Source organism: Mycobacterium bohemicum DSM 44277 (assembly GCF_001053185.1).
GTDB classification, from domain to species: Bacteria; Actinomycetota; Actinomycetes; order Mycobacteriales; family Mycobacteriaceae; genus Mycobacterium; species Mycobacterium bohemicum.
Genome location: NZ_CSTD01000002.1, coordinates 412,847 through 429,071, shown reverse-complemented (window position 1 = coordinate 429,071; position 16,225 = coordinate 412,847). Strand labels below are relative to the sequence as shown.

The 16,225-nt window shown below is 67.5% G+C and carries 14 protein-coding genes; 5 read left to right on the top strand and 9 right to left on the bottom strand.

Annotated elements, in window-relative coordinates; genetic code table 11:
- Positions 1-48: 48 nt before the first annotated feature.
- On the bottom strand, positions 49-879 hold the full coding sequence (locus BN971_RS12125) for an arylamine N-acetyltransferase family protein (RefSeq protein WP_085182761.1): 831 nt from the start codon (positions 877-879) through the stop codon (positions 49-51).
- Positions 880-985: 106 nt separating this feature from the next.
- On the opposite strand from BN971_RS12125, the gene BN971_RS12120 reads away from it, so the two are divergent.
- From BN971_RS12120 to BN971_RS12115, 3 genes are all read left to right on the top strand, one after another.
- A complete protein-coding gene (locus BN971_RS12120) occupies positions 986-1,597 on the top strand; it encodes a mycothiol-dependent nitroreductase Rv2466c family protein (RefSeq protein ID WP_085182762.1) in 612 nt (203 codons plus the stop codon).
- Positions 1,597-1,758, top strand: a complete 162-nt coding sequence (locus BN971_RS26850; RefSeq protein WP_487348993.1) for a hypothetical protein — start codon at positions 1,597-1,599, stop codon at positions 1,756-1,758. The genes BN971_RS12120 and BN971_RS26850 overlap by 1 nt, the downstream gene beginning before the upstream one ends.
- A gap of 81 nt (positions 1,759-1,839) precedes the next feature.
- Entirely contained in the window at positions 1,840-2,286 is a 447-nt protein-coding gene (locus BN971_RS12115) for a hypothetical protein (protein ID WP_085182763.1), read from the top strand.
- A 263-nt stretch (positions 2,287-2,549) separates the two neighbouring features.
- Here the strand turns inward: BN971_RS12115 and hsaB are convergent, their stop codons facing one another.
- The 4 genes from hsaB to hsaA are packed head-to-tail and all read right to left on the bottom strand — an operon-like array spanning position 2,550 to position 6,103.
- Complete coding sequence (hsaB, locus tag BN971_RS12110) at positions 2,550-3,113, bottom strand: 3-hydroxy-9,10-secoandrosta-1,3,5(10)-triene-9,17-dione monooxygenase reductase subunit (protein WP_085182764.1); 564 nt, start codon at positions 3,111-3,113, stop codon at positions 2,550-2,552.
- A gap of 10 nt (positions 3,114-3,123) precedes the next feature.
- Positions 3,124-4,026, bottom strand: coding sequence for an iron-dependent extradiol dioxygenase HsaC (gene hsaC / locus BN971_RS12105; protein ID WP_085182765.1), 903 nt, complete (start codon positions 4,024-4,026; stop codon positions 3,124-3,126).
- Entirely contained in the window at positions 4,023-4,919 is an 897-nt protein-coding gene (hsaD, locus tag BN971_RS12100; RefSeq protein ID WP_085182766.1) for a 4,5:9,10-diseco-3-hydroxy-5,9,17-trioxoandrosta-1(10),2-diene-4-oate hydrolase, read from the bottom strand. Before hsaD ends, hsaC begins: the two co-directional genes overlap by 4 nt.
- The gene (hsaA, locus tag BN971_RS12095; protein WP_085182767.1) at positions 4,919-6,103 is read right to left on the bottom strand and encodes a 3-hydroxy-9,10-secoandrosta-1,3,5(10)-triene-9,17-dione monooxygenase oxygenase subunit; all 1,185 of its coding nucleotides are present in this window, start codon (positions 6,101-6,103) and stop codon (positions 4,919-4,921) included. Before hsaA ends, hsaD begins: the two co-directional genes overlap by 1 nt.
- Positions 6,104-6,249: 146 nt before the next feature.
- Here hsaA and BN971_RS12090 point away from each other — a divergent pair, with 146 nt between their 5' ends.
- Positions 6,250-7,332: a ferredoxin--NADP reductase gene (locus BN971_RS12090; protein WP_085182768.1), complete on the top strand. Its 1,083-nt coding sequence runs from the start codon at positions 6,250-6,252 to the stop codon at positions 7,330-7,332.
- 31 nt (positions 7,333-7,363) lie between these two features.
- Entirely contained in the window at positions 7,364-7,897 is a 534-nt protein-coding gene (locus BN971_RS12085) for a hypothetical protein (RefSeq protein ID WP_085182769.1), read from the top strand.
- Positions 7,898-8,019: 122 nt separating this feature from the next.
- Here BN971_RS12085 and BN971_RS12080 read toward each other — a convergent pair whose 3' ends face one another.
- The 4 genes from BN971_RS12080 to BN971_RS12065 form a co-directional block, all read right to left on the bottom strand.
- Positions 8,020-8,832 (bottom strand): slipin family protein, encoded by an 813-nt coding sequence (locus BN971_RS12080; protein ID WP_085182770.1) that lies wholly within the window; start codon positions 8,830-8,832, stop codon positions 8,020-8,022.
- 99 nt (positions 8,833-8,931) lie between these two features.
- Positions 8,932-9,807, bottom strand: a complete 876-nt coding sequence (locus BN971_RS12075) for an ABC transporter permease (RefSeq protein WP_085182771.1) — start codon at positions 9,805-9,807, stop codon at positions 8,932-8,934.
- Positions 9,807-10,661, bottom strand: a complete 855-nt coding sequence (locus BN971_RS12070) for an ABC transporter ATP-binding protein (protein WP_428978056.1) — start codon at positions 10,659-10,661, stop codon at positions 9,807-9,809. Before BN971_RS12070 ends, BN971_RS12075 begins: the two co-directional genes overlap by 1 nt.
- Before the next feature lie 31 nt (positions 10,662-10,692).
- Positions 10,693-16,215, bottom strand: a complete 5,523-nt coding sequence (locus tag BN971_RS12065) for a type I polyketide synthase (RefSeq protein WP_085182865.1) — start codon at positions 16,213-16,215, stop codon at positions 10,693-10,695.
- Positions 16,216-16,225: the final 10 nt, after the last annotated feature.

Sequence of the window (16,225 nt, the reverse complement as noted above, 5' to 3'; positions counted from 1 at the left end):
TGAAATGAATTACGCAATTTGTGCGTCGGGCATGTCGGCGACTAACCGCTAATCGCCGAGGATTGGATCGAGCCGCGCTGCCAACTCGGCGCGGTCGCCCAAGTCGGCCACGTCGACCCCGAACCGATCGCTCAGCGCGCCGACGACGCCGTTCGCGTCGTCCAGGCGGACCTTTTCGGTGCCGTGGGCGCGGTGGACGACGAGGTTGCGGCCGGCCAGGTTCACCCGTGCGTCGTCGGTGACGATCGCGACCATCAGGCCGGTGACGAAGTGCGACGACGGATGCGTCGAGACGAACCAGCTGCCCACCCGCAGGTCGACCGGCGGCACGCTGCGGCTGGTGAATTCGTAGAGAGACTGCCACTGCCCGCCGATCTGCGCCTCCACGACCAGCCCCTCGCCGCGGTCCATCAGCCGGCAGGGCTCGTGCGGCGTCTCTTGCACGCTGCCGGTTTCCATGCGCAGCGGCGCCGTCGGCGTCTGGCCGCCGAACCCGACGTCCACCAGGTACGAGCCTTGGGAACCGGGGAACGTCACCGCGAGCACGGTATGCGTCTGCGCGGGGACGGGCGCGTCGGGCGGCTGCATCCAGACGACCCGGCCGGCCAGGCGGCGCACCCGGAAGCCGACCTCGGCCAGGGCGTAGCCCATCAACCCGTTCTGCTCGTAGCAATAGCCACCCCGGCGCCGGCGAACCAGCTTGTCGGCAAGGGCGTCCGGGCTCAGGTCGTCGACGGCCGCCCCCAGCACCGGATCGAGGTTTTCGAACGGAATGGCCCGGGTATGCGCGCTCACCAGATCCCGGAGAACGTCAAGATTCGGCTCGGCGCTGCCACGGTAGGCGATGCGGTCAAAGTACCCGTTGAGATCCAGCGTCATGAAGCCATTCTGCGGGGAGCGGCGACGCGGCCGTACGGTCGCTCCGCATATACCCATGGGGGTATCATGGTGGACGTCGCGGAGACGCTATCGAAGGGAGATCCCGATGACGGACGTCGAGCTGTACGTCGATCCCGTGTGCCCGTTTGCCTGGGTCGCCTCGCGCTGGCTGCTCGACGCGGCCGAGGCGACCCAAACGCCGGTGACGTTGCGGCAGATGAGCCTTGCGGTCCTCAACGAAGGAAAAGACCTCGACGGCAAACACCAGGCGATGATGGAGCGGTCGCGCCGCCTGGGACGGCTGTTGGGCGCGGTCGCCGACGAGCACGGTCCCGACGCGTTCGCCCGCATGTACGCGTCGATCGGCACCCGCATGCACGTGCATAAGACCGAGATGGACGCGGGCATGATCCTGGAAGCCCTCGCCGAGAACGGTCTGGACGAAGCGCTCGCCGAGACCGTCGACCGCGCCGAGTTCGACGACGCCGTCCGGCAGGCGCACGAAGCCAGCCAGAAGGTGCTGGGCGGTTCGGCCGGCAGCCCGATCATCGCGGTCGACGGCCACGCGTTCCACGGGCCGGTCCTGACCCGGATGCCGACCAGAGACGACGGCGTCCGCCTGCTCGACGCGGTCATCGACGCCGCGCGCGTCCCCGAATTCGCCGTGCTGCAACGCCCTTACCAGGGGCCGCCCGTCCTCGAAGAGGACCCCCGCTGATGTGTTATCCCGTCAAGTGCCGCACCTGCGGGAAAACGACCTGGGCCGGCTGTGGTGCGCACGTGGAGCAGGTCCGTGCGATGGTCCCGGACGCCCAGTGGTGCCCCGGTCATGCGGAGGAATCCCGCCGACGCTGGTGGCGGAAAGACCGGCTTGTTTGATGCCTGTTGAATACGGGAACCGCTAGACGGGCTGCGGACCACAGGGGCGTCTGCGCCCATCTCAGCAGGGGGGAGTGGATCATGCACACAAGCAATGTCGTCTGGATCGTGGTCGCCGTGGTGGTGGCGATCCTGGTGATCGCCGCGGCGCTGATCGTGTCGCGCAGGGCGACGCAGCGGCGCCGCCGGCAGCAGGCCGAGGAGATCCGGGAGCAGGCGCGGCTGGAGAGCGCCAGGGTCGAACGGCGCCAGGCGCTCGCCGACGAGACGGCGGCCCGGGCGCGCGCCGCGCAGGCCGAGGCCGAGGCCAAGGCCGCCGAGGCCGCGAGGCTGCAGGAGCGAGCGGCCGCGCACCACGACGAAGTGGCGCAGTCGCGCGAAAAGCTGCAGGACCAGTGGCAACGCGCCGACGAGATCGACCCGCAAACGCGCGAGCCGGCGGAAAACGGCGGTGAGCCAGAACACCTGCGCGACCCCGATCGCGCCGGGCAGGATGAAACCGCAGTACGCAGGTCGGCGTCGAGCTGATTCCCTCGGCCGGTACGTCCGATGGCCCGCCCCCTCAACGGGCCATCGGGCGTACTGACACGGCCGACCCTGAGTGACACAGAGGTTTGCCGAGCGCCGCGTTCGCCAAACCCGCGGCGTGTGTGACATACGTCACTCCATGGGAAGACGCTTGCCAGCCTGCGCTCACGGCGCCGACCCTGCGACCACGGCGCCGATTCGGCCGGAAACCGCGCCGTGGGCGCAGGCTCGACGTCCACACGGCCGCGGAAACGCGGCGAGAGCTAGAGCCAGGTGTCCTGCGTGGTGGTGGTGAGGAACGCCTCCAGGTCGTCGCGCCATTGCGCGGGCGTCGTCTTGTCGGGCTCGATGCCGGTGTACTCACCGCGATAGAACAGCAGCGGCCGGGGCTTGATCTTGGGCGCCTCGGACAGCGACTGCACCGCCCCGAAGACCACGAAGTGGTCCCCGCCGTCGTGGACGGAGGCCACCGTGCAGTCGATGTAGGCCAGCGACCCGTCGATGATGGGTGAGCCGAGCGTTGACGGGTGCCAGTCGACGCCGGCGAACTTGTCGGGCTCGCGGGAGCCGAACCGCGCGCAGACGTCCTTCTGCTTTTCCCTCAGCACGTTGACGCAGAAGCGGCCACTGGCCTCGATGGCCTGCCAGGACCGCGACACCTTGGTCGGGCAGAACAGCACCAGGGGCGGATCCAGCGACAGCGCGGCGAAGGACTGGCAGGCGAAGCCGATCGGGACGTCGTCGTGAACGGTGGTGATGATGGTGATCCCGGTGCAGAACTGGCCCAGCACCTGCCGGAAGGCACGCGGATCGATCTGAGCCGACATGTTCCCCAGGTTAGCCGCGGGCCCCGACGGTGAAGTCGTGGCCCCACAGGCTGACGGCGGTGCTTTCCCGGGCGATCCACTCGGTGTCGTCGACTTTCCTTCCCTCGCAACCGAATTCGACGTCGAATCCGCTCGGGGTCTTCATGTAGAACGACAGCATCAGGTCGTTGACGTGGCGGCCGAGCGAGGCCGACATGGGCACCTTGCGCCGCAACGCGCGGTCCAGGCACAGGCCCACGTCGTCAGCGTTCTCCACCTCGATCATCAGGTGCACGACCCCGCTCGGCGTCGGCAGTGGCAGGAACGCCAGGCTGTGGTGACGCGGGTTGCAGCCGAAGAACCGCAGCCAGGCCGGAGCCCCGTCGGCGGGCCGCCCGACGACCTGCGGCGGCATCCGCATCGAGTCACGCAGCTTGAAGCCCAGCACATCCCGGTAGAAGTGCAGCGATTCGGCGTCGTCGCGAGTGGACAACACCACATGGCCCAGGCCCTGCTCGCCGGTGACGAACTTGTGGCCGTACGGGCTGACGACCCGGCGGTGTTCCAGGGCGGCGCCGTGGAACACCTCGAGGCAGTTGCCGGACGGATCGGAGAACATGATCATCTCGTCCACCCGGCGATCGGCCAATTCGGCGGCGGTGGCCTCCTTGTACGGCGTGCCCTCGACGTCGAGCCTGTTCCGGATCTCTTGCAGCCCTTCGGCGTTCGCGCACTCCCAGCCGGCTCCTATCAGCCGGTCCTGCTCGCCGGGCACGATCACCAGCCGGGCCGGAAAATCGTCCATCCGCAGATACAGCACGCCCGCCGTGCTTCCGTGGCCCTCGACCATGCCCAGCACCTTCAGGCCGTACTCACGCCAGGCCGCCACATCGGTGGCCTCGAAGCGCAGGTAGCCCAGCGAGCGGATGCTCATCGCGCACCTCCCAGGAAATCGATTGTGAGCCTGTTGAACTCGTCGAACTTCTCCACCTGCGCCCAGTGCCCGCACTGCCCGAAGACGTGCAGTTGCGCGCGGGGAATGGTCTTGAGCGCGACGAGCGCGCCGTCGAGCGGGTTGACCCGGTCCTCGCGGCCCCAGATCAGCAGCACGGGCTGGCGGAGCCTGTACACCTCGCGCCACATCATCCCGAGCTCGGCGTCGGTCCCCGCGAACGACAGCCCCATGGCGCGGGTCGCGGTCAGCGATTCCGGCGTGCTGGCCAGTGCGAAACGCTCGTCGACCAATTCGGGGGTGATGAGCTTCTTGTCGTAGACCATCACTCGCAGGAAGGCCTCGAGGTTCTCGCGGGTCGGCGCCATGGAGAAGGCCGAGAGCCGCTTGACGCCCTCGGTCGGGTCGGGGGCGAACAGGTTGATGCTGAGTCCGCCCGGGCCCATCAGCACCAGGCGCCCGGCGAGGTCGGGGTAGTCGAGGGCGAACCGCACCGCGGTACCCCCGCCGAGCGAGTTGCCCACCAGCGGAACGCGTCCGAGGCCGAGGTGGTCGAAGAGCCCCTTCAGCGCCCGGGCCGCGTACCGGTTGAACTGCCCATGCTCCGCGCGCTTGTCGGAGAGGCCGTAGCCCGGCTGGTCGACGGCCAGCACATGAAACCGCTGCGCCAACACCGGAATGTTGCGGGCGAAGTTCGTCCAGCTCGCCGCCCCGGGGCCGCCGCCGTGCAGCAGCACGATCGTCTGCCCGTTGCCGGCGAACGACGAGCCCGCCTCGTGATAGTGCAGCTTCAGGGGTCCGTCGACGTCGACCTCCGCGAAGCGTGAGGTGGACTCGAACGTCAGCTCCTCGGTGGTGGACTGGCCGGCAGTCATCACACCATCGTGTCGCCGGGCGGCAACCCGAACTCGTTGTTCCCGAAGATCACATACGCCCGCTCGGGATCGTTCGCGGCGTGCACCCGCCCGGCGTGGGCGTCCCGCCAGAACCGTTGGATGGGAGCGTCGTTGGCGAGCGCGGTAGCGCCGGACGCCTCGAACAGCCGGTCGATCGAGGCGATTGCCCGGCCCGTGGCGCGCACCTGGTCGCGCCGCGCGCGGGCGCGCAGCTCGAACGGGATCTCCTTGCCCGCGTTCAGCAGCGCGAACTCGTCGCCGACGTTTCCGATCAACTGGCGCCAGGCGGCGTCGATGTCACTGGCGGCCTCGGCGATGCGGACCTTGGCGAACGGGTCGTCCTTGGCCTTCTCCCCGGCGAACGCGGCGCGAACCCGCTTGCCCTGGTGCTCCACGTGCGCGGCATAAGCGCCGTACGCCATGCCCACGATCGGCGCCGAGATGGTCGTGGGATGCATTGTCCCCCATGGCATTTTGTATACCGGCGCGGTGTTGGTCTGCAGCCCGCCCGCGGTGTGATCGTTCATGTCCTTGTAGGACAGGAACCGGTGGCGCGGGACGAAGACGTCCTTGACGACGACGGTGTTGCTGCCGGTCCCGCGAAGACCGACCACGTTCCAGACGTCGTCGATGCGGTACTCGGTGATCGGGATCAGGAAGCTGCCGAAATCCACCGGGCGGCCGTCCTTGATGACGGGGCCGCCGAGGAACGCCCAGGTGGCGTGGTCACAGCCCGACGACCAGTTCCAGGAGCCGTTGACCAGGTAGCCGCCGTCGGTCACCACGCCCGCGCCCATGGGGGCGTACGACGACGAGATGCGCACCGACGGGTCGTCGCCCCAGACCTCCTCCTGAGCCTGCTGATGGAACTGGGCCAGGTGCCAGTTGTGCACGCCGAGGATCGACGCCACCCAGCCCGTCGAACCGCACGCGCTGGCCACCCGGCGGACGGCCTCGAAGAACAACGTCGGATCACACTGCAGGCCGCCCCACTGCTCGGGCTGCAGGAGCGTGAAGAACCCGACATCCTTGAGGTCCTGAACGTTCTCGTCGGGCAGCCGACGCAGGTCCTCGGTCGCCTGAGCGCGCTCGGAAATCCGCGGAAGCAGATCATCGATGCCGGCTAGAACCGACTGAGCATCGCGCTGTTGAATGGACGTCACTGAAGTTGCCTCCCAGGAGTGCGGACTTACACCTGAGACTAGAACACGTTCCGATTCGTGTCGAGCAGCGTGTTCCTGCGGCTGGTAGCGGTATCAATCGGCGTTTCTGTAACATGTTCTAGTTGGGACGAGAGGGAGGGCAGGTCGTGACGGAGGCAGTTCCCGACGAGCCACTCGGCGACCACGTCCTTGAACTGCAGATCGCCGAGGTCGTCGCCGAGACCGACGACGCGCGGTCGCTGGTTTTCGCGGTGCCGGACGAGCCGGGGGATCCGGCCATCCCGGCGGAGCGGCTGCGTTACGCGCCCGGGCAGTTCCTCACGCTGCGGGTGCCCAGCGAACGCACCGGGTCGGTGGCCCGGTGCTACTCGCTGTGCAGCTCACCCTTCACCGACGACGCGCTCACCGTCACGGTCAAGCGGACCGCGGACGGGTACGCGTCCAACTGGTTGTGCGATCACGCGCACGCGGGGATGCGGATCCATGCGCTCGCGCCGTCGGGCACCTTCGTGCCCAAGACCCTCGACGCCGACTTCCTGCTCCTGGCGGCCGGCAGCGGGATCACCCCGATTTTGTCGATCTGCAAGTCGGCGCTGTCGGAGGGCAGTGGGCAGGTGACGCTGCTCTACGCCAACCGCGACGACCGTTCGGTGATCTTCGCCCAGGCGCTGCGGGACCTGTCGGCGAAGTACCCCGACCGGCTCACGGTCGTGCACTGGCTCGAGTCGGTGCAGGGACTGCCGAGTGCCACCGCGTTGGCGAAGCTGGCCGGCCCCTACACCGATCGGCACGCCTACGTCTGTGGGCCCGGGCCGTTCATGGACGCGGCCCGCGAGGCGCTCGAAGCGCTGAAAGTTCCCGCGCCGCAGATACATATCGAGGTGTTCAAGTCGCTGGAGTCCGACCCGTTCGCGGCGGTGAAGATCGCCGACACCGCCGAAGGGGACGAGCCGCCGGCCACCGCGGTGGTGGAACTCGACGGCGAAACGCACACCGTGTCGTGGCCACGCAACGCGAAGCTGCTCGACGTGCTGCTGGCCAAGGGGCTCGACGCACCGTTCTCCTGCCGGGAAGGCCACTGCGGGGCCTGCGCCTGCACGCTGCGCAAGGGCAAGATCCACATGGAGGTCAACGACGTCCTGGAGCAGCAGGATCTCGACGACGGCTTGATTTTGGCCTGTCAATCTCGCCCGGAATCTGATTCGGTAGAAGTGACCTACGACGAATAGTCGGGTCTTTGGCACCGGAAAGGGGACCGAGATGATCCGGCCGGTAACGGGAGTCGCCGTTGTGGTGGCCGTCCTCGGGTTGGCGCCCGCGGGCACCGCGTCGGCGGCCAGCAACACCGCCACCACCCTGTTCCCGCTGGACGGTCCCAACCAGCTGGAAACGCACGTCACGCTCGACTGCTTCAAGAACGGTGGATTCTGCAACTTCACCGCCGGCGCCGACATGCTGACCCCCGACGGGGTCGCCGGCTTCCCGAACGACCTGTGGGCCCGCCAGACCACCGAGATCCGTTCGTCGAACCGGCTGGCCTACCTGGACGCGCACGCCAACGGCCAGAACGAGCGGGTCAACAAGGCGATGGGCAACGACGAGGTGACCACCGTCTACTTCGGCGGCGGACCACCGGACAAATACCAGACGAACGGCCGCATCGACTCGACCGACTGGAGCACCGGCCAACCCAGGACCGACGTCAACGTCATCACCTGCACCCACATCCAGGTGGTCTACAGCGGGGTCAACATCACCTCCCCGAGCACCTGCGCGCAGACGACGTTCTCCTGATCGCCTGGGCCGCCGAGATTGCGCCCACGGCTGCCAGCGCTCGGCAATCCGCGGCCCTGACGGCAGTTTCGGCGCTACCCGCACCACGCTCGGCGCGTCGGGGCCTGCACTGCCACCTCGGGTCAGAAGTGTGACAGCTGCTGGGAGACCGGGGTTTTCGCGGCTTCCGATTCACGCGTCAGGAAGCCGGTGAGCTCCCCGATCGCACTCATCAGCGGGGCGGGAAAGACGATCGTGGTGTTCTTCTCCACGCCCAGTTCGAGCAGGGTCTGCAGATTGCGCAACTGCAGGGCCAACGGATGACTCATCATGGTGTCGGACGCCTCGCCCAGCGCGGCTGCGGCGCGCGCCTCGCCTTCTGCAGCAATGATTTTGGCGCGCTTCTCCCGCTCGGCCTCGGCCTCGCGGGCCATCGCCCGCTTCATGCTGTCGGGCAGCTGAATGTCCTTCAGCTCGACCAGCGTGACCTCCACACCCCATTCCACGGTGGTGGTGTCGAGGATCTGCCGAATGCTGCCGTTGATCTTCTCGGTCTGGGCGAGCACCTCGTCGAGAGAGTGTTGCCCGACGACGTTGCGCAGGGTGGTCTGGGCGATCTGATTGATGGCGGCGTTGACGTTTTCGATGACGACGACGGCCTTGCGGGCGTCGATGACGCGGAAGTAGGCGACCGCGGCGATGTCGACGCTGACGTTGTCGCGGGTGATGATGCCCTGCGACTGGATGGGCATCGTCACGATGCGCATCGAGACCCGCCACATCCGGTCGATGACGGGGATGATGAACCGGAGCCCGGGCTCGCGGACACCGATCACCCTGCCCAGGCGAAAGTGCACCCCGCGCTGGTACTGCTGCACGACACGGATCGAGGCACCCACCAACAGCAGGGCCACGAAAGCCGCCACTACCGCCGACACGATCGCGCTGTTGCTCATGGCACAACGTTAGGAGCGCCGCAGCAGCATGTCAGCAGCCACAAGTCCCCGTTCGGGTGGCCTAAAGGCCCTGACGCGGGCACCCCGACGTCGGCCGGCTCATCGCCTCTCCGACCAACGGAACACCCGCAGGCAGGCGATCAACCCGCCGACACTCCACGCGGCCAGCACGAGAAACGTCGTCCAGTGTTCCCAACTGCCGGCCGGTTCGAAGGCGGCCATGTCGGGCGGTAACAGCACCGACCGGAACCCCTGGGCCATCCACTTGACGGGGAACAACGAGCCCAGTATCAGCATCCAATTCGGCAACGCCATCAGCGGCACGTACGTGCCCGACACGAACTGCAGGGCGACCGCCGGGCCGTTCGTGATGACGGCGGCGGAAACCGCGTTGCTCGCCAGGTTGCTGACGAAAATGCCCAGCAGCGAACAACTGACGATTCCCAGCACGAACACCCAGGTGAGCGTGAACCAGCCGAAAGCGTCTGTGGGTAGGCGGAGTTTGAAGACGATGACACCCACCGAGAGGAGAACGACCGCCTCGGCGAGGCTGGCGACGGCAACCAGGACGATCTTCCCGATGAAATATGACGACGCCGTCGTCGGCGTGCCGCGAAGTCGCCGTAGGGCGCCGGTGTCGCGGTCGGCCGCAATGCTGATGCCGAGGTTGATGAACGACGTCGAGAGAATGCCGTAAGCCAGGATGCTCGCCGCGATGACGGCGCCGGTACTGGTACCGGTGTTGGGCAGCTTCGTCGAAAAGATCGAACCCAGCAAAATGCCGATCACGGCGGGCATCGAAAACGTCAGCACCACCTGCTCCGGGCGGCGGTAGAACATCTTCAGCTCGGGCACGACTCGCGACAACCCGATGCGCAGCGGGGTGGGGAGCGGCGACGCCGCCGCCGATTCTGACGCCGACGCCGATGCCGATGCCGATGCCGGCGTGGACCTGCGGACTTGGTCGATGCCCATCACGCGAGTCCGATCAGGTGCAGGTACGCGTCTTCAAGCGTCGGTCGGGAGACCGTCAGCTGCGCCAGTTCCGCGCCGTCCCTCGACCGCCGCCGGATCAGTTCAGTCGGGTGATCGGTCTGTTCGACATGGATCTGGTCCCCCTCCACCCAGCGGACCGTCGCGGCCGAGTTCACGTACCCGATAAGCCTTTCCGGCGAGTCGACCGCCACCACCTTGCCGTCGGCGAGGACCGCGACCCGATCCGCCAGTGCGGCGGCCTCCTCCAGGTAATGAGTGGTCAGCAGGATGGTCGTGCCGTCGTTCGCCAACTGCCTGATCAGATCCCAGAATCGTCGCCTGGCGTCTGGATCGAATCCCGTTGTGGGTTCGTCCAGAAAGAGCAACTCGGGCATGCCGATGATGCCCAGCGCCACATCGAGACGACGACGCTGCCCTCCCGACAGTGTCCTGACCTTCGATTCGGCGGCCGGGGTGAGCCCGACGAGGCCGAGCACGTCCTCGGGGGCCCGAGCCCTGCCATACGACTTGGTGAACATCCGCACGGTTTCCGACACCGTCAGCATCCCGGCGTCGCTGGCCTCCTGGAGGACTATCCCGATCTTGGCGCGCCAACTTCGACCGGCGGTCCCGGGATCTTCGCCCAGGACGCGCACGTGTCCGGAGTCGCGGTTTCGGTGGCCTTCCAGGATCTCTATGGTCGTCGACTTGCCCGCGCCGTTGGGCCCCAGGATCGCGAAGATTTCGCCATAGCCGACATCGAGGTCAAGGTCGCGCACGGCCTGGATCTGCCCGTAGGCCTTCGACAGGCCCCGAACCTGCACCGCGCCGCAACGATCGACGCTCGTCATCATCGCCGCCGCCACATCGGCGGGTGCGGGCGTTTCACGGGTGCGCCGCTCCGGAGTCCTGATCGACGGGCCCCATTTCCAGGTCCGCCAGCACTTTTCGTAGCTCGTCCTCGGACAGTTCGAGGAGCAACCGGTCGACATCATCGGCAGCCGCGGGCGCCGGCGCGGTGACGGCGGGCGGGTCGGCGCGGGCCGGTTGGAGCTCGGCGAGTATCCGAAGGGCAAGTGAATTCACGCTGACACCCCGCAGCAACTCCAGCACCGGCAGGTCGACGGCGAACAGCGCGCTGATCCTGGCCCTGAAATCCATTGCCATCATTGAATCCAGGCCGAGGTCGTCGAGGGCGTCGTCGGGCCCGATTTCGGTGACGGCGAGATCGAATACGGCGGAGACGACCTGGCGAACCTGTCGCGCGACCAGGCCGAACCTGTCGGCCTCCGGGCACGCCGCGAGCAGTTCGAGTACCGAAGACGCCGAATCGGTGGCGTCGCACGATGATTCGGCTACCCCCAGCTCGGAGAACATCTGCGGCAACTGTCCCCCGAGCCCGCGCCGGACCCGAGCCCAGTCGGCGCTGATCGCGGTGACGGTGGCGAGCTTCTGGTTGATGAGCCGGTCGAGGATCTGGGTACCCGCGGCGGGCGTGATGAGCTCGATCCCGCGCTGTTCGTAGATCGTCTCCAGGTGGAGCTGTTCGACCATGCCGACCGACCAAGGGCCCCACCCGATCGTGAGAGCCGGCAGTCCGAGTGCGCGCCGGTAGTGCGCAAAGGCGTCGAGGTACGCGTTGGCTGCGGCGTAGTTGCCTTGACCGGGCGACGCGATGATCGACCCCGCGGACCCGAACATGACGAAGAATTCGAGGTCGTGCCCCAGGAAGGTTTCGTGGAGCACGCGAGTGCCCTTGATCTTCGGGGCCATCACCGAGGAGAAGGCGGATTCGGTCATGTTCACCAGGAGTTGGTCGTCGACGGACCCGGCGGCGTGCACGATGCCGCGGACCGGCGGGCCCCCCTCACGAATGTGGTTGTCCAACCACGTCTTGACCTGATCGGCGTCGGTGACATCGACGCTCGCGATCGTCACGCGAGCGCCGAGGCGTTCGGCTTTGCGGATCGCGTTGATCGTCGGCCGATGTGGGTCGTCATCGGCAAGCGGCGCCCAGCGGCTCCTGGGGGGGATCTCGCTTCGGCACAGCAGGGCGATATGCCGCGCCCCGCGCTCGGCGAGGTAGGTCGTGACGACGCGGCCCAGCGCTCCGGCCCCGCCGGTGACGACGTAGGTCGCGTCGGGCGTGAGTTTGGTCGGGAAGGGTTTGGTGAGGCCGCTGCTCGGGCGCAGCCGCGGCACGAGCGTCGCGCTCCCCCGGATGGCGATTTGATCCTCGCCGCCGTCATCCAGAATGTGTTCGCAGGCGAGCGCGGCGGTCTCGCGATCGCCGGCGCCGTCGATGTCGATGAGCCCGCCCCAGTGCTTGACGAATTCCTGGTGGCCGACGACGCGGCCGAGTCCCCAGATGGCCGCTTGCTCGACGGCCGGCGATTCGTGCGGCAGTACCGGTTGAGCGTTGGCGGTCACCAGGTACAGGCGGGGCGAAACGGTGTCGCGTTCTGCGAGGGACTTCAGCAGGCGCAGTATCGCGAAAACGCCGATGTCCTCGTTCGTTTCGGCGTCGGCGCGGATGTCCAGCGGCCAGCAGTCGATGATCCCGTCGAGGTTGCCCTCGACGTCGAGGTGCTTTTCGATGAGCTGATGCAGCTGTTGGGGCTGGCGCGGGTTGAGCGCGTACCCTCCGTCGAGTTGGGTCAGGGCGCCGACGGCATCATGCGCAACGGTGCGGACCCGCTGGCCGTTGCGGCGCATCTCGTCGGCGAGCGTTGTCCCGAACCCGCCGGCGTCGAGGAAGACCAGCCACGAGGATTCGCCCGCGGCGGTCGCCGTGTGCAGGGTGTCGGGGCATTCGACCCATTCAACCTCGAGGAGCCCCCTGTCGACGCGTTCGGGCGACGTGCGCGACGAGGCGCTCAGGGATTGCACCGTGAAGCCGTTGAAGACAGCGAGCGGCTCGCCGTCGCGGCCGGCGATGGTGATGTCGCTTTCGATCTCGTCCTCGCCCGCGGACAGGACGCGCACGTGAACGGTCATGTCCTCTTGGGGCGGACCGTAGACGGCGCTGTTGCGGATCCGCACGGGAAGGTAGGCGCTCTCCGATGCCTCGGATCCGAGAAGAGGTGTGCCGAGGAGCGTCTGAAACGCGCCGTCGATGAGGGCCGGATGGAACCGGTACGTGTCGAGTTCGCCGGCGAGCGGCGCGGGAACGGCCAGCCGGGCGGTCGCCCAGCCGTCTCCCGCGATGACGCCGGTGACGGCCCGGAATGCGTCGCCGTACGCCAGCCCCACGGCTCGGGTGCGGCTGTAGAACTGCTCTCCGTCGATCGTCGTGACCTGCCCCGCCGCGGCGGGTGTGCCGACCCGCCGGGGCGCCCTGGACAGCGTGTTGAGCTCCGCTGTCGCCGTTATGGTCCACTTCAGGTCGCCACCGGCCGTCGCCGTGAACGCCGCGAATTCCACTGCGCCCGTTTTCTCGTCGAGGGTGGTCCGCAGCACGGGATCGCAGGTGTCATCGAGGATCAAGGCCCGGTGCAGCGTGAGCTTGTCGACGCTGTGGTCTGCCGATCCGTAGCACTCGGCCGCGGCGGCCAGGGCCATCTCGATGTACACCGCCCCGGGCAGCAGGACGCTTCCCTGCACCCGGTGATCCGCGAGGAAGGGAACGCCGGCGGCGCTCAGTTCGACTTCCCAGGTCGGGTGCACGGCGCTCACGGATTGGCCCAGCAATGGATGCACCGGGTCGTAGTGCAGGTCCTCCACGGCCTCCTGGGTTTCGTTCCAGTACCGCTTGGACTGCCATGGATACAACGGCAACTTGACCAGCCGTGCGCCCCGTCGGGGGTACAGCGCTTCCCAATCGACCGGTTGGCCGTGACAGTGCAGTGCGCCGACACAGTTCATCAACGTGCGACCATCGTCCTCGTTGCGCCGCTGGGCGGCCAGGACCACCACGTCCGCCTGCTGGGAGGCGGCTATCTCGACGATCGACGTGGCCAGCACGGGATGCGGGCCCAGTTCGACGAAATGGGTGTACCCGTCGTCCAGCATCCGGCGCATCGCGGACTCGAAAAGGACGGTGGCGCGGGTGTTCTGCCACCAGTACGCGGCGCCGGCGGCGTATCGGTCCAACCGCTCGCCGGTCACCGTCGAGTACAGCGGGATCGTCGCCGCCGACGACGACAGGCCCTCCAACGACGCGTAGAGGTCGTCTTTCACCGCGTCCATGTAGTGGGTGTGATACGGCACCTTCACGGTGAGGAATCGGTTGAAGACCTTCCGGTCGTCGAGCCGGCGGGCGATGTCGTCGAGGGCTTCCCCGTCGCCCGCGACGGTGACCGCCGTCGGGCTGTTCACCGCCGCAATGGATATCCGCCGACCCAGGTCGGCGAGCGTCGTCTCGTCGAGGGTCTGCATGAGCGCCTCGGCGTTGAGGCCGACCGCGAGCATCCGGCCCAGCCCGCTCGTGCGTTGCTGAAGCCGGCTTCGGTGATAGATCACCCGGACGGCTTGCTCGAATGTGAGGAGTCCGGCCAGGTAGTGGGCGGCGACCTCACCGGCGCTGTGTCCGACCACGGCGCCGGGGTTGATCCCGAAGTGGCCGAATTGCTCGGCAAGGGCGATCTGCACGGCAAAGTTGGCGGGCTGCGCGACATCGGTATCGTCCATCCGAGAACGGGTTTCGTCGGCGTTGAGCTCGTCGAGCAGTGACCAGTCGGTGTAGCGTGACAGCTCGCGAGCGGTGCGCTCGATGCTCTCGGTGAAGGCGGGATAGACGTCGAGCAGTCCACGGCACATCCCCCACCACTGGGGGCCCATCCCGGTACAGACGAACGCCACCTTCGGCGCCGTGGCCGGCGTGCGGCCCGCCGGACTCCGCCCGCTCTCGGCGAGGGCTTGCAGTTGTTCTCGCGCCTCGGCCATGCTGCCCGCGACTAAAGTGCGGCGATAGTTCATGTGTGAGCGGCGCCGGCTCAGGGTGTAGCCGAAATCCGGCAGTGCGAGGCCGGGGTGTTCGCTCAGGTGTCGGGCCAGCCGGTCGGCCGTCGCCACCAACGCTTCCTCGCTGCGGGCCGAGATCGGCAGTACCGCCAGCGGTGCCGGGGAATCGTTGGTGTCCGGGGCGTCAACCGGGGCGGGCGGCTCCGCGAGCACGACGTGGGCGTTGGTGCCGCCGAAGCCGAACGAGTTGACCCCCGCGATACGGCGCCCGGCGCCGGGAAAGGGGCGGCCGGTCCGGGGAATGTCGATCCTCAAGTCGTCCAGCGAGATTCGGCTGTTCGGGGTTGTGAAATGAAGGTTCGCCGGGATGTGGCCGTGCTTGACCACCAGCGCCGCCTTGATCAATCCGGCCACCCCGGCGCCGGCCTCGAGATGGCCGATGTTTGTTTTCACCGATCCGATCAGCAGCGGTTGGGCCGCCGGCCGCTCCGCGGCGAGCGCGCCGGCGAGGGCCCGGACTTCGATGGGGTCACCGACCGGCGTTCCGGTGCCGTGCGCCTCAACATAGCCGACGTCGTTGGGTCGAACGCCCGCTCGGCGCAGGGCGGTGGTGATCGCCGCCTCCTGCGCCTGCGGACTGGGGACGGTGATGCTGTCGGTGTGACCGTCCTGGGACACGGCCGTGCCGAGGATCTGTGCATAGATCTCGTCGCCGTCGTCCAGCGCCCGCTGGAGGGGCTTGATGACGACGACGGCGCCGCCTTCGCCGCGTGCATATCCGTCCGCGGAATCGTCAAAAGCCTTGCAGCGCCCCTCCGGACTGAGAAAACCGCTCTTCGATTCGGCGATGGCGGTGTTGGGGCCGACCATGATGTTGACGCCACCGGCCAGCGCGATTTCGCATTCGCCGTTCCAGATGCTCAGCGCGGCAAGGTGCACCGCGACCAGCGAACTCGAACATGCCGTGTCGACTGTCATGCTCGGGCCGCGGAAATCGAAGGCATACGAGATCCGGTTCGCCAGCATGGTCATCATCATTCCCGTGGAGGAATGGGTCTTGAACCGGTAGCGGCTGGTGCGACCTTGATTCTGCAGGAGTTGGTAGTCGAGAGTGAAGCCGCCGACGAACACGCCGACGTCGGTGCCCGCCAGACTGTCCGCCGGTATCCCGCCGTCTTCCAGGGCTTCCCACGTGGTCTGCAGCAGCAGGCGTTGCTGCGGATCGAGGAGGTTCGCCTCCCGAGGGGAGATACCGAAGAACTGGGGGTCGAATTGATCGATCTGGCTGAGGAACCCGCCGCGTCGCGTCACCATCTTGCCGACTTTCGCCGGATTCGGATCGTAGTATTTCTCGGCGTTCCAACGTGTTTCGGGGACCGTGCAGGTGGCATCGGTCCCGTCGCGTAGTAAGCTCCAGTAACTCTCCGGGGTGTTGGCGCCGCCGGGGAACTGGCACCCGATTCCGACGATCGCCAGCGGCTCGCGAATGCCTTGGTCAGCGGGCATGTTCATCCTT

Bases quoted from the DNA above. Each gene is read 5' to 3' on its own strand.
- BN971_RS26850 (WP_487348993.1), top strand. From the start codon at position 1,597: ATGTGTTATCCCGTCAAGTGCCGCACCTGCGGGAAAACGACCTGGGCC.
- hsaC (WP_085182765.1), bottom strand. From the start codon at position 4,026: ATGAGCATCCGCTCGCTGGGCTACCTGCGCTTCGAGGCCACCGATGTG.
- BN971_RS12080 (WP_085182770.1), bottom strand. From the start codon at position 8,832: ATGAGCAACAGCGCGATCGTGTCGGCGGTAGTGGCGGCTTTCGTGGCC.
- BN971_RS12070 (WP_428978056.1), bottom strand. From the start codon at position 10,661: ATGATGACGAGCGTCGATCGTTGCGGCGCGGTGCAGGTTCGGGGCCTG.
- BN971_RS12120 (WP_085182762.1), top strand. From the start codon at position 986: ATGACGGACGTCGAGCTGTACGTCGATCCCGTGTGCCCGTTTGCCTGG.
- hsaD (WP_085182766.1), bottom strand. From the start codon at position 4,919: ATGACTGCCGGCCAGTCCACCACCGAGGAGCTGACGTTCGAGTCCACC.
- BN971_RS12065 (WP_085182865.1), bottom strand. From the start codon at position 16,215: ATGCCCGCTGACCAAGGCATTCGCGAGCCGCTGGCGATCGTCGGAATC.
- BN971_RS12125 (WP_085182761.1), bottom strand. From the start codon at position 879: ATGACGCTGGATCTCAACGGGTACTTTGACCGCATCGCCTACCGTGGC.
- BN971_RS12115 (WP_085182763.1), top strand. From the start codon at position 1,840: ATGCACACAAGCAATGTCGTCTGGATCGTGGTCGCCGTGGTGGTGGCG.
- hsaB (WP_085182764.1), bottom strand. From the start codon at position 3,113: ATGTCGGCTCAGATCGATCCGCGTGCCTTCCGGCAGGTGCTGGGCCAG.
- BN971_RS12085 (WP_085182769.1), top strand. From the start codon at position 7,364: ATGATCCGGCCGGTAACGGGAGTCGCCGTTGTGGTGGCCGTCCTCGGG.
- BN971_RS12075 (WP_085182771.1), bottom strand. From the start codon at position 9,807: ATGGGCATCGACCAAGTCCGCAGGTCCACGCCGGCATCGGCATCGGCA.